This window comes from Pedobacter africanus (genome assembly GCF_900176535.1).
GTDB lineage: Bacteria > Bacteroidota > Bacteroidia > Sphingobacteriales > Sphingobacteriaceae > Pedobacter > Pedobacter africanus.
Window position 1 is genome coordinate 174,116 of sequence record NZ_FWXT01000001.1, and the last position, 13,964, is coordinate 188,079.

General features: G+C 46.5%; 10 protein-coding genes. All 10 read right to left on the minus strand.

Annotated features, from left to right (window positions below; all coding sequences use genetic code 11):
- Positions 1–10 precede the first annotated feature (10 nt).
- The 10 genes from fucP to B9A91_RS00645 are packed head-to-tail and all read right to left on the minus strand — an operon-like array spanning position 11 to position 13,907.
- On the minus strand, positions 11–1,303 hold the full coding sequence (gene fucP / locus B9A91_RS00600; protein ID WP_084236405.1) for an L-fucose:H+ symporter permease: 1,293 nt from the start codon (positions 1,301–1,303) through the stop codon (positions 11–13).
- A 21-nt stretch (positions 1,304–1,324) separates the two neighbouring features.
- On the minus strand, positions 1,325–1,765 hold the full coding sequence (locus B9A91_RS00605; protein ID WP_084236407.1) for a MaoC/PaaZ C-terminal domain-containing protein: 441 nt from the start codon (positions 1,763–1,765) through the stop codon (positions 1,325–1,327).
- Between the two features lie 11 nt (positions 1,766–1,776).
- A complete protein-coding gene (locus B9A91_RS00610; protein ID WP_235012341.1) occupies positions 1,777–2,859 on the minus strand; it encodes a Gfo/Idh/MocA family protein in 1,083 nt (360 codons plus the stop codon).
- 3 nt (positions 2,860–2,862) lie between these two features.
- Positions 2,863–4,095: an extracellular solute-binding protein gene (locus B9A91_RS00615; protein ID WP_084236409.1), complete on the minus strand. Its 1,233-nt coding sequence runs from the start codon at positions 4,093–4,095 to the stop codon at positions 2,863–2,865.
- Positions 4,076–5,251 carry a CaiB/BaiF CoA transferase family protein gene (locus B9A91_RS00620; RefSeq protein ID WP_084236411.1) on the minus strand — a complete coding sequence of 392 codons (1,176 nt, stop codon included), beginning with the start codon at positions 5,249–5,251 and terminating at the stop codon, positions 4,076–4,078. Before B9A91_RS00620 ends, B9A91_RS00615 begins: the two co-directional genes overlap by 20 nt.
- The gene (locus B9A91_RS00625) at positions 5,248–6,405 is read right to left on the minus strand and encodes a CaiB/BaiF CoA transferase family protein (protein WP_084236413.1); all 1,158 of its coding nucleotides are present in this window, start codon (positions 6,403–6,405) and stop codon (positions 5,248–5,250) included. The genes B9A91_RS00620 and B9A91_RS00625 overlap by 4 nt, the downstream gene beginning before the upstream one ends.
- Complete coding sequence (locus B9A91_RS00630; RefSeq protein WP_084236415.1) at positions 6,402–7,562, minus strand: ABC transporter substrate-binding protein; 1,161 nt, start codon at positions 7,560–7,562, stop codon at positions 6,402–6,404. Before B9A91_RS00630 ends, B9A91_RS00625 begins: the two co-directional genes overlap by 4 nt.
- Before the next feature lie 30 nt (positions 7,563–7,592).
- On the minus strand, positions 7,593–10,013 hold the full coding sequence (gene galB / locus B9A91_RS00635) for a beta-galactosidase GalB (protein WP_084236417.1): 2,421 nt from the start codon (positions 10,011–10,013) through the stop codon (positions 7,593–7,595).
- A 7-nt stretch (positions 10,014–10,020) separates the two neighbouring features.
- Positions 10,021–11,133 (minus strand): glycoside hydrolase family protein, encoded by a 1,113-nt coding sequence (locus B9A91_RS00640; protein ID WP_084236419.1) that lies wholly within the window; start codon positions 11,131–11,133, stop codon positions 10,021–10,023.
- A gap of 2 nt (positions 11,134–11,135) precedes the next feature.
- On the minus strand, positions 11,136–13,907 hold the full coding sequence (locus B9A91_RS00645) for a family 78 glycoside hydrolase catalytic domain (protein ID WP_084236420.1): 2,772 nt from the start codon (positions 13,905–13,907) through the stop codon (positions 11,136–11,138).
- Between the last annotated feature and the right edge of the window lie 57 nt (positions 13,908–13,964).

Sequence of the window (13,964 nt, forward strand, 5' to 3'; positions counted from 1 at the left end):
CCCCTCATAACTATTTAGCAGCTATTTTATAACCTTTTAAACCAAAATATAAAATGACAACAAAGCATAACAGCGGGATGGCATAGCCCAGCTGAACATGATCGTTATAATGATCTATTAATGCACCCATACAAACCGGTACAATGGCACCACCAACAATAGACATGATGAGCCATGATGAGCCTGGTTTAGTGTCATCCCCAATGCCCTCAATGCCCAGCGCAAAAATGGTGGGAAACATAATCGACATGAAAAAGCCCAATCCGCCCAAAGCATAAACCACATATGCACCGGTTCCCAAAACGGCAACCAGACATAGAAGGATGCAAATGACGGCATACAGGGAAAGTAACTTTTGAGAAGAAATAAACTGCAGCAATGCAGTTCCGGCAAAGCGGCCTACCGTAAACAGGAAGCCATAAGCAATCAAATAACCACCTGCAGTTGCTTCAGTGAAACCTGCACCCTGCTGGGCAGCACGGATAAAGGAACTGGTTACACATACCTGCGCCCCAACGTAAAAGAACTGTGCTACTACGGCCCATTTCAAATGTTTGTGCCTCAATGCGCCCAGAAAGCTCCCCTTCGCCTCGCCGTCTATACTTTTGGTTTTGATTTCAGGAAAACGGACGAAACAAAAGATTACAGCGATGAGCACTAAAATACTGCCCAGAATAATATAAGGCATTTTCACAGAGGAAGCCTCTTCCATAAAATAGGCATTCCGGTTGATTTCGGTCATGGCAGCCAGTTCTGCCTTGGTATAAGATTTACCAGACAAAATAAAACGGGTACCAATGTAACCTGCAACCATTGCCGCAAGGCCATTAAATGAGGCAGCCAGATTTAGCCGGCTTGTTGCTTTTGCCGGATCGCCCAGAACAGCAGCATAGGGATTTGCTGTAGTTTCCAGAATGGTCAAACCGCAGCCAATAATGAACAGTGCAATTAAAAAAGTGATGTACGACAGCTGATTGGCCGCTGGCACAAATAAAAATGCACCGCTGGCGAACACCAGCAGGCCTGCAATCATGCTGGCCTTGTAGCCCCATCTTTTAAGGATCATACCAGCAGGTATCGCCATTAAAAAATAGGCCAGGAAAACCGAGGTATCAATCAGCATGGACTGGGTATTGCTCAGGTTACAGGCCTTTTTTAAGTGTGGGATCAAACTGGAGTCCAGGTTATGCGCCATTCCCCATAAAAAGAACAGGCTGATCACAAAAATAAATGGCACCAGGTATTTTTTACCTGCGGCAGGACCAGCATCGGCAATTACTTCAGGCTGTGTGGTGTGGTTCATGTTTTTGGTTTTAGGTTAATGCTATTTCTTTTTTACCAGCAGCAGGTGGTCACATACCAGCACTACTTCCCCGTGCTGGTTCTTGATCTCAACATGCTCGGTTACTGTTCCATACTCAGGTTTTTTGGCCTCAGCCTTTTCAGAAATCGTAACCTCTGAATGGATGGTATCACCAATGAAAACCGGCTTCACAAAACGCAGTCGATCATAACCCTTGGAAAAAGCCTCGGGATTGATTTCAGAGGCGGTAAGCCCTATGCCAATGCTAAACACCATGGTACCATGGGCGATGCGGTGTTTAAAAGGTTGCGTTTTACACCATTCTTCATCCATATGGTGCGGAAAAAAATCGCCTGTATGGCCTGCATGGACTACGAAATCTGTTTCCGTGATGGTCCGTCCCAGTGTTATCCTCTTTTCCTCCAGCAGGTAATCCTCAAAAAATATCGATCTGAAATACATTGTTTTAATTTTTAATTGTTGTTCAGTTGTTCAGCGGGTCTTACGCCACCCCTGTCGCTAGACAGATAAGCGCTTTCTACCACAGCCATTGTTTTAACCACATCTTCCACGCTTGTATGCAATATGGCTGAAGAGCCTTCTTTATAACACATAAGGCTGGACATCGTCCCTATAAATGCTTCAGGAAACCAGGAACCCTCCAGTTCCAGAACCTTCCATTCCGGCGCTTTACCTTCTTCCACAAGGCAATACTCAAATACATCGGGTACTCCATGCGGATAGTCCATCAGCAAACCCATTTTCGCTTTTATGGCTCCTTTTGTACCTTCCCATTTGATAAAACTTTCCTGGTTATGCGGCCCAAAATCATGGTCGTGGTTCGTGTTGATCACTGCATGCAGGGTATCGCCGTAGTCAAACAATATGGTAGAGCGCGAAGAGGACAATGCTTTGGCCGGATGTTTCAGGGTTTTGGCCAATACACTTTCAGGTTCTCCCAAAAAAGAGCGGACCATATCAATGTAATGGATGCTATGGTACTGGATTTCCAGGCGTGGGTGCACGATCACGTGCGGGAATATCTCCCATGGTGTTTTAATGGTTACCCTCACCTCTATATCGTAGAGGTCGCCAATCAGGCCCTGCTCAACCATATACCGTGCAGCACTCACAAAGGGTGCAAAGCGCAATTGGAAATTGATGGCGGCAAGCAGTTTTTTCTGTCTGCAAAGTTGCACGATCTCTTTGGCCTGCCCAAAATCATCTCCCATTGGTTTCTGGATCAATACGGCTGCCCCATCGGGCAACTGTCCGAGCACTTCCAGGTACTGTTCGGGCATTATGGTCAGATCATACACTACATTTTCGGGTGCCTGTGCTACTGCTTCGGCTACCGAGCCATATACATTGGGGATCTGGAATGTTGCCGCCAGTTTTTCTGCCCTTTCCCTTGTCCGGTTCACAATTCCATGAACCTTAAAGCCTGCCTTTTTATAGGCCGGAAGATGGGCATCAGCTACAATGCCCCCTGCACCTATAATGATGATGGGCTGAATGGTATTGGGTAGCTGGGGTTTATAGGGTATGCTTATCATGTGTTATGCATCAATTGAATTCAAGTTGTTCTGTGCAGTTGCTGTAATTTCCTGTGCAGATTGATCTGTATTTATGGCCTTTAGCACCATTCTGTCAATTTCGGCCGCAATAGCTGCCCAATTGCTTTTCTGCGGAAGGGTGTGTGCAGTTTCGTGCAGTTGTTCCAGTTTATGGTAGTAAGGTACTACCTGGTTTATTTCCGGGTCTTTCCAGGTAGAAATACGGCAGCCAATCCCACCTTCCAGTGTAAGTAATTTATCATTGCTTTCATTTACCGCAAAGCGGATAAAATCATAGGCAACCTGTTTATATATACTGCCCGATCCAATGGTATAAAGCCAGTAAACATTTAAAGATGGAGGTTTACATCCTTCCGAAGCGGGCAGCAGGGCCACATCCACCTTTCCTTTTACAGTTGAAGCCTGGTCTACTTCACAAACAGCGGCAAAACCAAACCAGTTGATCATCATGGCCACCTCTCCCCTCGCAAAAGCTGCACCTGCCTGTACAGAGTCGTAGTTAACAGCGCCAGGATGGACAGCAGTTTTATCCTTAACCATCTGCCTGTAAAAATCAAGTCCCTCAACCGCTTCGGGGGTGTTGACATTGATCTTCCCGTTCAGATCCACCAGTGTCCCGCCCCTGCTCCATAACTGCAGGCAAAAATCAAAGACCGTATTGTGTCCATCCGGGTAACAGGCAAATACGGTTCCGTAAAGGTTTTGTTCGGGGCGGTTAAAGAAACGGGCTACCTGCACAAAATCGCTCCAGGTTCTAGGGACGCTTAAAGCTTTCCCATACTGTTCAAGATAGCGTTGTTGTTCAACAACGTCATCAAACAGGTCTTTTCTATAGATAAGGCACTCCGGTCCGTCATGAAAAGGAAGTCCCGCTATCCTGTTGCCGAACTGCTGGGAAGCCAATAATGAATTGCTCCATCCCAGCGGGAATGCTGAGGGGGGATTAGCTGTGATATAGGGTTTCAGATCTTCAAAAGCACCAGTAGTAATTCCTTCGAGCAGCCAATCGGTATTGATATGCGCCACATCCCATTCTCCGTTTTTCAACCCATCGTTCAGCAGCGTAGCCTCATGCAGGTCATGAAGGTCCAGAGGCACAAGTTCAGCCTTTAAAGTGCAGCCGGAAAAGGCACAGTAGTTATCCCACACCTTTTGCATGGCAGATTCGAAAGGCCCGAATTTACGGACGGCTATTTTAATTGGCTCGTTGTTCATGGATATCCGAATTTACATTAATAAACTGATTAATGATCTGTTCATTGTCCTGCCCCAGTTTGGGCGAGCCCTTAGCTGAAACCAGCAGTTCACCATCGATACGGATCGGGCACCGGGTTGTGCGATAGGTATAGCCGTCGTTCATTTCCACTTCCTGTATCATGTTCAAGGCTTTAAAACCTTCATGTTCCATTAATTGTTTCCAGTTCAACACATCGGCACACCAGATGTCTGCAGGCTCCAGTATGGAAAGCCATTTTCTGGTCGTATCTGTTTCCAGATGGGCGGCCAGCACAGCTTTTATTTCATCGCGCTTATCATAGGCTTCAGATAGCATTGGATAGGCATTCAGTGCTTCACAATCCAGCAAACCAGCCAGTACAGGTATAGAGCCCATGGCCAGGGCAATAAAGCCATCGCTGGTTCTGTAAATTCCGTAGGGGGCACCCAAGTAGGCGTGTGCATTGTTCTTTGCTGTACGCTCAGGCAGCGCCTCGCCATCGTTCATAAAGGTGGTGATGGTTTCGAACTGGAAGTCGTACGCAGACCCCATCATACTGACTTCCACCAGTGCACCTTCGCCACTGGTTATTTTGCGGAAAAGACAGGCCAGAATAGCCTGGGCCAGGTGCGAACCGGCCAGCATGTCTACAATAGAAAGGCCCATCGCTACCGGACCGCTACCTGCATTTCCGCTAAGCCAGGTTAAGCCGGTTACGGACTGCAGCAGCAAATCCTGACCGGGCTTTCCTTTTCCGTTCCCGTCCTCTCCATAACCAGACAATGCGGCATAAACAATCTGGCTATTGATCTGTTTTACAGATAAATAATCAAAGCCCAGCCGCTCCATTACACCCGGTCTGAAATTATGGATCATGACATCTGCTTTCATCAGCAGTTCACGTACCATCTTACAATCTTCCGGATCCTTTAAATCCACTTCAAAACTTTCCTTATTCCTGTTGATGGCATGAAACACAGACGATTCTCCGTTCATGATCACATCGGAAGTATAAAGGGTGCGGCAAATATCCCCTATGCCCAAACGCTCTATTTTAATTACCCTTGCCCCCATATCTGCCAGTCTGAGGCTGGCCGAAGGACCCGACAGGAACTGGCTAAAATCTACAACTAAATAATCCTCCAGCGCTTTCATACAAATTTCAAATCAAATTCTTCATTAATCTTCTGGTTGTCAGCACCAATTTTTGGTGCTGGTTTGGCCGAGCAAAGTTTCTGGCCATCTATCTGAAAAGGTGCGCTTGTGGTATAAATTTTCTTACCACCGCCCAGATCCAGCTCCTGTTTGATCTGCTGACTTTTAAATACTTCCAGTGCAGTAGCTTCTTTGTAATTCAGTACTGGTGCACACCAGATGTCATGCGGTTCCAGCAGGGCCAGCCAATGCGCATTGGTATTGGTTCTGAAAGTCTGTCCCAGCAGCAGCAGCAGTTCATCTCTTTTGTCAAAAGAAGAATGTGCATCTGTGTAAACTCCTGAAATGTCACAGCCAATGATATTGCTGATCCTGTTCAGATCGCCCATAGCAAGCGCAATGTAGCCGTCTTTAGTCGGATAAGTTCCATAGGGTGCACTTAAATAGGCATGTGCACTGCCGTTGACTGCACTCCTTTGCGGCAATTGACCACCGTCATTTAAATAAGTAGTCAGCACCTCAAACTGTACATCCAATGCCGATTCGAGCAGACTGACTTCAACAAGTACGCTTTTACCGGTTTTCGTACGCTTAATCAAAGCAGCAAGAATACCCTGCACCAGGTGGTTGCCACACATGATATCGGTAACTGCCAGCCCAAAGGGTACAGGGCCATCTACACTGCTTCCTGAAAGGTAGCTGAGGCCGGAAACAGATTGTACCAGCAGGTCCTGCCCGGGCTTTGCAGCCCAGGGCCCCTCGTTCCCATATCCTGTTACAGTGGCATAGATGATTTTTGGATTGATTTGCCTGACAGACACCTGATCCAGTCCTATTTTTTCCATTACACCGGGCCTGAAATTATGGGTCATCACATCTGCCCTCGCGATCAGCTTCCTCAATAGGTTCAGGTCTTCGGGGTTCTTCAAATCAGCAGCGTAAGACTCTTTGTTCCGGTTAATGGTATGAAACAGCAGGCTATCTTCTTCCAAAAAAAGATTTTTAATGGCGAGCTGCCGGCAGGCATCACCTTTTAGGGGCCGTTCAATTTTAATCACACGTGCGCCCAGATCTGCCAGTTTTAATCCTGCAGAAGGGCCTGCCAGGAACTGGCAGAACTCCAATACCAATATTCCTTCAAGCGGTCTTTTCATGACAATTGCAGGCTTCTCGATTCAACATATAAACTGTTCAGCTTTTCCAGCACCTTTGGCTCCGGACCACCCTGCATCAGGTAATCGCGGACGATATCACCCGCATGATCCTGAAAAAACATGTGCCCATGATAACGCGGGCGAAGAAATGCACGTTGAAGGGCGGGCAGGGTGCCACTAAAAAAACCGGCCGAACGTCTGTTCACTTCCGCATCGTTCCAGGCGCTTAAATGTCCCGGTTGTCCGCCGTTCCCGAAGAAAACGGTCTGCTGGCAGGCCGCTGACGCTACATAAGCCGCATATTTTACAGCCTCCGCTATATTTTTAACTTTGGATGATATGGCCAGTCCTGTGCCTCCCAGGGTACTCCGCAGCTTGGTTTGTCCATTTAAGGAGATCATGTCATGAAAATGCAGCAGCTTGCGTGCATATCCTTTTCTTGAATAATTGGAATAGCCATAGGCAAAGGGACAATAAGCGATATCATCCGTAAGGGTCATGGCTTCATATACCTGTATCGGGTTCCTGTTAAAATTAGCAGGATGAATTTTGGCGGCCAGTTCCCGGTACATCCTGAGCGCGGTGATCCCCGTTTCATTAGATACGATCAGGTCTTCCTGCTGACAGGGGTCTTCCCCCAGTGAACAGCAAAAAGTATAAAAATTCATCAGTACATCTATAGGGATCGCTGCAAAAGCAACCAGGCCTTTGTCGGCCAGGCTCAACAGGTTTTCAAAGGTTTCAGGCAATTGCAGGCCATGTTGCTCCAGCAGATCGGGCCGGCTGGCTGCCACTGGTGTTGCGGCATCAATTGGCAGGGCCCACTGGTGGCCATCATAACTGTAACTTTCGTACGAATGACCAACTGAATTCATCTCCTGGTCTTTTAAATAGTCAGCAGAAAGGTGCTGATCTAAAGGAAGAATTGACCCGGTTTTGGCCGCAAAGCCTGCCCATGGGTGGTCTATAACCAACAGGTCAAACCTTTCGGCCAGTTCCTGTATCGAAAAATCAGCAAATTGCTGTAAACTTCTTTTCTCCCAGGTAATTTCTACCGAGGGGTTCAACTCCGAAAAACGCTGCGCTGTAGCCACCATTGGGGTAAAGCCCCGGCTATGGTTCCATGTTATTCCTTTTAAATTAATCTTGTCAGTCATGACCTTCTCCGCTTATCTTTATTTTAATGTTCAATCTATTTTTTTCACACTGATCTCTACCACAGCTGATGTTAATCCTGCAGATACAGCCGTCAGTTTTAGCTTTCCTGCTTTATTTCCTGCCTGGACTATAGCCAGGCAAAGCCCCCTGTATGCTTTTCTATAATCTGCCTTAAAGGGCTCCAGACTGGCCTGAAACCCGTTATCTACTCCTGCAATTCTGCCTCCGCCTTCAAGTTTGAATTTCACCAGGTTATCGGCACCAGGCACCAAATTGCCTTCATCATCCAGTATGCTTACCGTTACAAAAGAAAGGTCACTGCCGTCGGCCGCAATTGCCCTGCGGTCTGCAACCAATTCAATTTTTGCAGGTTTGCCCGCGGTATGGATTTCTTTGACCAGCACTGTCCTGCCATTCTTTCTTGAAACGGCTTTTAGCGTGCCCGGTTCGTACTGAACTTTCCATACCACATGTAAATCATCCCCCTGTTTGCTGCGTGTTCCTAAAGATTTTCCGTTAAGGAACAGCTCTACCTCATCAGCATTGTTATAATATGCCCATACATCCACAGTTTTACCAGGTGTCCAGTTCCAGTGCGGGAACACATGCAGCACCGGCTTACTGGTCCATTCGCTTTGGTACATATAATAGGCATCTTTAGGGAAACCGGCCAGGTCTGCAATGCCGAAATAAGAACTTCTTGCCGGCCATGGATACGGCAATGGCTCACCTAAATAGTCGAAACCGGTCCACACGAACAAACCCGAAACATGATCATACTTTTTGGCTTCCTTCCAGGTTTCTTCATGTGTTGAACCCCAGTAAGCAGATACATTATCGTAGGAAGAAGCCGCAAATTCAGCATTTCCCCCTGTAAATTTGGTTTTTCCATCTTTTGGCCACCTCCTGATGCTGTCGGATGGCATCTCGTAAAATCCGCGTGTATCTAAAGAAGAGGTGGTTTCCGTTGCCAGTAATTTTTGTCCGGGATAATTCTTTGCAAAATCCTTATACAATTTATGGTTATAATTCAGTCCGTACATATCCAATGCATCAGCCTGGTAAATAAAATTTTTCTTTGCATCGGTTTCGGTCAATGCCGATAATACCGGGCGGGTGGTATCCAGGTCTTTAACCAGTTTTACGAGTTCTTTTGTCATGGCCAGCCCTGTGCTGTCAAATTGCTCCCTGATCTCATTGCCTATGCTCCATAAAATAACCGATGGATGGTTCCTGTCCCTTTTTACCATATCCTGCAGGTCCCTGACGTGCCACTCCTCCCAGTTTAAATGATAATCCTGCTTGTTCTTCTTTTTGGCCCACATGTCAAATGCCTCATCCATGACCAGGAAACCCATTTTATCACACAGGTCAAGCAGTTCCGGTGCAGGCGGGTTATGCGCAGTTCTTATGGCATTGCAGCCCATGTTTTTCAATATTTCGAGCTGACGTTCCATCGCCCTTATATTAATGGCAGCACCTAAAGCACCCAGGTCATGGTGCAGGCAGACCCCTAATATTTTCATGTATTCACCATTCAGCGAGAAACCTTTTGCGGCATCAAAATTAAAATAACGAATGCCCAATGGGGTTTCATAACTGTCACAGACCATTTTATTGATGAAAATCCGGGTAATTACCTTATATAAATCAGGCCGGTCTACAGACCATAATTTTGGATTATTGATATTGACAACCTGTGTTAACCCGGTCAATTTTTCTGTTAACAGTACCCGATCCGTACTTGCGGAGCTCACCAGTTTGCCCTGGGCATCATAAACCTGCGACTGTACCCTGACACTACCTTTAAAACCATTTTGGTTCCTGATCTGTATGTTAAGGTTTACCTCGGCCTTCGTTTTGCTTACCGATGGCGTGCTTAAAAAAGTCCCCCAATGGTCTATGGCCACTTTACTGGTTGCGGTTAACCATACATTGCGATAAATGCCGGATCCTGAATACCAGCGGGAATCAGGCTGGGCAGAATTGTCTACCCTGACAGCCACTACATTTTTACCCGCTTTTAAATACTTTGTCAGTTCGTAATGGAACGAAATATAGCCATAGGGGCGTTTGCCCAGTAAATGGCCATTGATCCATACCTCGCTGTTTTTATAAACCCCATCAAATTCGATGAAAACGTCCTTTTTAAGCATGGATACCGGAAGTGTAAATGCCTTACGGTACCAGGCAATACCTGTAGGTAAACCTCCGCCCTCTGGCTTTGCAGGGTTCTTTTCATCAAATTTACCTTCAATGCTCCAGTCATGCGGCAAAGTAAGCCTTCGCCAGTCCGCATCGTTAAAACCCGGCGATTTTGCCGCGGCATCATCACCTAAAAAAAACTTCCAGTCCTGGTTAAAAGGCTGACGTAAACGAGGCAAACTGTAAGCAGCATGACCAATAATCAACATCAGCATCAATAAAACCAGGTTCTTTCTTAATAACATCTTTTACTTATTTAATGTTCAATGGAACAAATTCAACTTTACTTTTTCCCAGGTCCTTCGATGTAGCCACCGCAATCCCCCGCTGGTCTTTTTTATTTACCGCGCAATAAAAATGATAGACAACACCTTTGTGTTTCAATACAAAGGACTTATGGGCAAACAATTCATCGTAAGATTCTGAAGAGCTGATCAGGTTATCGCCTTTCCAGTCGGTCCAGTTCAACAGGTCATCTGACGCCGCAAAGCGGTTAAAAGCACCTGCCCTGTCCTGCCAGAAAGCCCCAAAGTAGAACATCACCCAGGTACCGTTTATCCGCTGGATCACCCCGTCGCCTGTAATACCCACCGGATGATGTACCACAGGGTCTTTTTTAAAACGCTTCCAGTTCAGCATATCATCAGAAACCGCCATACCGATCCGTTCATACCAGCGTGTTTTTTTGTTGTTCAACAGCGAATCCCCTACTGCATTGTAATACATCACAAAACGATGTCCTGTTAACCGCCCCTTATCTTCAATCACGGTACTCTTAAAAAGCTTATTGCGGTTTTCCCACCAGCGTACATCCGGGTCTGCCGAAGTAAGCACAGGTTGCTCCAGCCTGTTCCACTCATGGACGATCCAGGGCTTTTTGCTGGTATAGGCCATACCTATGGCCAGAGGCTCCGTTTCGTAACCTTTTTCCTTCCCGCCAAAATACGACATCCAGTATTTGCCTTTAAAGCTGCCCAATTTATAATCGCCAGCCCAAACCGTACTTACAAGGGCATTATACCCGGCTTTCTGGTTGTCGTCCCATTTACCGGCATCGCCAAATGACAGCTGCCTGCCCATATTTTTCCAGTTCAGCAGGTCTTTGCTCCTGGCCAGCCAGGTTTCGTAACCACGTCCGCTATAAACCAGGTAAGTCATGTACCAGGTATCCCCTTCCCTGAAAACCGTAGGGCAATCCATCTTATGGTCTGTATCCTCAGGTACCATCACCAACCCATATTTATAAGGTGTTTTCACCTCTTCATAGATCTCCTGCATCCGCTCATCGGGAATGTTTTTTGATAGTTGCGCAAAACCTGTTGCCACAGTAAAAAAAACAAAGAGTAAAGCCGTGCTGAATTTCATGTTTAATGTGCTTGTACGTTAAATTTATAATGGCCCGAACCAATCTCTAAAATTCGCCGGCCTTTTTCAAAACCTAACGTTTTAATGTCGGCTTGGCCTTTTATATCACTTCCCCCTTCGGTAATTACACTGCTTTCAGTCGCAGGCAGGTAAACCGAAGCATGGGCATTTGGCGGAACAGCAACACTAAGCTCAAATCCCTGGGCCGTTTTTTTCCAGCTGCTCGAGATCATTCCATAGGGCGACCCATAATTTCCACTGACACTGTGTAAGTCACCAACTGGTTCTGGATAGATCCGTATGTGATTAAAAGCTACGCTGCCCGGCTCCTGTCTGATCCCGGCAAGTCCGCTATAAAACCACTCCATGATATGCCCTAACATAAAATGATTATTGGAAACCGTAGGCAATGCAGCCCAGGATTCTGTAAGTGCAGTTGCTCCCTGGGCCAACTGGTAACCATATCCGGGTACATCACTCCGGCTGTTCATGTCAAATATCACATCTGACCGACCTTCCTCTTCCAAAACCCGCAGCACATAACGGTAACCAATATCGCCGGCCGTAAGACTGTTATTCGTGGTCCTGATGTCTTTAACCAGACGCGCTACCACTGCATCCTTATACTCAGGCTCAACCAGCTGCATATATACCGCCATTGCATTGGCCGTCTGGCTTCCGCTGGCATATTGCATAGTCGCTTTATTAAAGAAAGCATCGTTAAACGAACGGCGTACTTCAACGGCCAGCTGCCTGTACTTTGCTGCATCTGCCGCTTTGCCCAGCATTTCAGCTATTTTCGCCATGATTTTCAGGTCGTAATAATAAATGGCCGTTCCGGTTACGCCCATGGGGGTCAGCTGGGATACTCCCGGATGCTTAGGCCCAAGATCATACCAGTCGCCAAGCCCCTGCGACAGTATATTGTTTTTTGCTTTTGTACCCAGGTAACTGATGTAATGTTGCATCATGTCGTAATTTTCGGTCAGCGCCTGCGTTTCTCCATACCATTCATATAAATACCAGGGCAAGAGGATGCTGCTGCTGCCCCATTCCGGCGAGTCGCGGAACATCCCGTTCCCATACTCAAACTTTACATATTCCGGAGATATTTCGGGTACCAGCCCTTCTTCGGTCTGTGAGTTCCGCATATCCTGCAACGCCTTCTTAAACAGTGGTGCTGCATCGTAATTGTAACGTACGGAACTGCCCATCAGGTGCAACTGTTCCAGCCAGCCCAGCTTTTCGCGATGCGGGCAATCGGTAAAAACGCTTACCATATTGCTTTTGATGCCCCAGTTCACCAACTCATTGGTTTTATTGAACAAGTCGCTGGAACTTTTAAATGAACCTGCTGTGGCCGCAGCATTACGTACATGAAATGCACTTAAATGAATCAAAAGTGCCTTACTCTGCAAATTAGGTGCGCCTTCAGGAACCCCGCCCTTCACCTGGAGGTACCTGAACCCTGTATACATGAAACGCGGCCTCCAGGTTTCCGTTCCTTCGCCTTTCAGAATATATTGAAAATAAGTTGGACTACCGGTAGGTTTCTGGTTTACAGTACCATCCTCTGTGAGCAGTTCGGCCGGACTGATCCTTATGGTATCTCCTTTTTTGCCTTTTACCCACAATTCGATAATTCCAGAGGCATTCTGCCCAAGATCGTAAACCCATTCGCCCCCTGTAACAGACCGTATGGACCTGGGTTTAAACTGATCAAATAGTTTTACCGGTTCTGCTTTTTGTGCACTCAGCGAGGGTCCGGCAACGGGCAAGGCCTTTTTCCAGTGTTTATCGTAAAAGCCTGGTTTATCCCAACCCTTCTGCTCCAGGCGGGCATCATAATCTTCACCGCCATAAATGCTTGAAAAAGTAATTGGGGATGCGGCCGTTTTCCAGCCTTCATCACTCACAATGTCTTCCTTGCTTCCATCAATATAGCTTATGGCCAGACGGCAGATCATTTTTGGATAACCAAAAGAAGACCTTAGTTTTTTATAGCGTCCCTTAATGGGGGGAACATAATAAAACCCATTACCCAGCATTACCCCCAGCACATTCGCTCCCCTGTTCAACTTATTTGTCAGATCAAAAGTTACATATAATGCTTCCTTATCGTATTTCGTCCATCCCGGATCAAGAAAATGGTCTTCCACTTTGGCACCGTTGCAATGCAGTTCAAAATGCCCCAGTCCGGATAAATATAAAGTTGCACTTTTAACAGCTTTGGCAACCTTAAATTCCTTGCGCAGCAAGGGCAGTACATTGGCAGCCAAAGGCTTATCCTTCCTGGTATCCAATGGCAGTATGCTGACCAAAGAATCCGGCATTTTTTCGTAAGCAATCCATTTCGCATTTTTCCAGTCGGCCTTACTCAAAAGGCCCATTTGCCAGTTGGCCTGTTCAGACCAGGCAGACGCATTGCCTTTATTATCCCATATTTTTACCTTCCAGTAATAAGTACGGCCCGATTGCAGTGTCTTACCTTTGTAAGGCAACTGGACAGACTGACTACTGCTTACTTTTCCAGAGTCCCAGATGTTGCCGACATGCTTTGCGAGCACGGCCGCATCATCTGCTACCAGCACCTGGTAAGCGGTTTGTTTCACATTTCTACCTTCAGCATTGATCTTCCAGGCCAATGCTGGCGATAAAGATTCCACACCTAAAGGATTTACCCTGTATTCGCAACGCAATGCGGAAACACGCGGCTGTGCTAAAACCGGGAATGCTGCAAAAAATAAACCAAGGAAATACAGTAGTTTGCTCATGCTGTTTATAAGGTTAATGTCTGTTAAAACTAAATTAGCTTTTTAGTGGGATGTATA

Bases quoted from the DNA above. Each gene is read 5' to 3' on its own strand.
- B9A91_RS00640 (WP_084236419.1), bottom strand. From the start codon at position 11,133: ATGAAATTCAGCACGGCTTTACTCTTTGTTTTTTTTACTGTGGCAACA.
- B9A91_RS00605 (WP_084236407.1), bottom strand. From the start codon at position 1,765: ATGTATTTCAGATCGATATTTTTTGAGGATTACCTGCTGGAGGAAAAG.
- galB (WP_084236417.1), bottom strand. From the start codon at position 10,013: ATGTTATTAAGAAAGAACCTGGTTTTATTGATGCTGATGTTGATTATT.
- B9A91_RS00615 (WP_084236409.1), bottom strand. From the start codon at position 4,095: ATGAACAACGAGCCAATTAAAATAGCCGTCCGTAAATTCGGGCCTTTC.
- B9A91_RS00645 (WP_084236420.1), bottom strand. From the start codon at position 13,907: ATGAGCAAACTACTGTATTTCCTTGGTTTATTTTTTGCAGCATTCCCG.
- B9A91_RS00630 (WP_084236415.1), bottom strand. From the start codon at position 7,562: ATGACTGACAAGATTAATTTAAAAGGAATAACATGGAACCATAGCCGG.
- B9A91_RS00610 (WP_235012341.1), bottom strand. From the start codon at position 2,859: ATGATAAGCATACCCTATAAACCCCAGCTACCCAATACCATTCAGCCC.
- B9A91_RS00625 (WP_084236413.1), bottom strand. From the start codon at position 6,405: ATGAAAAGACCGCTTGAAGGAATATTGGTATTGGAGTTCTGCCAGTTC.
- B9A91_RS00620 (WP_084236411.1), bottom strand. From the start codon at position 5,251: ATGAAAGCGCTGGAGGATTATTTAGTTGTAGATTTTAGCCAGTTCCTG.
- fucP (WP_084236405.1), bottom strand. From the start codon at position 1,303: ATGAACCACACCACACAGCCTGAAGTAATTGCCGATGCTGGTCCTGCC.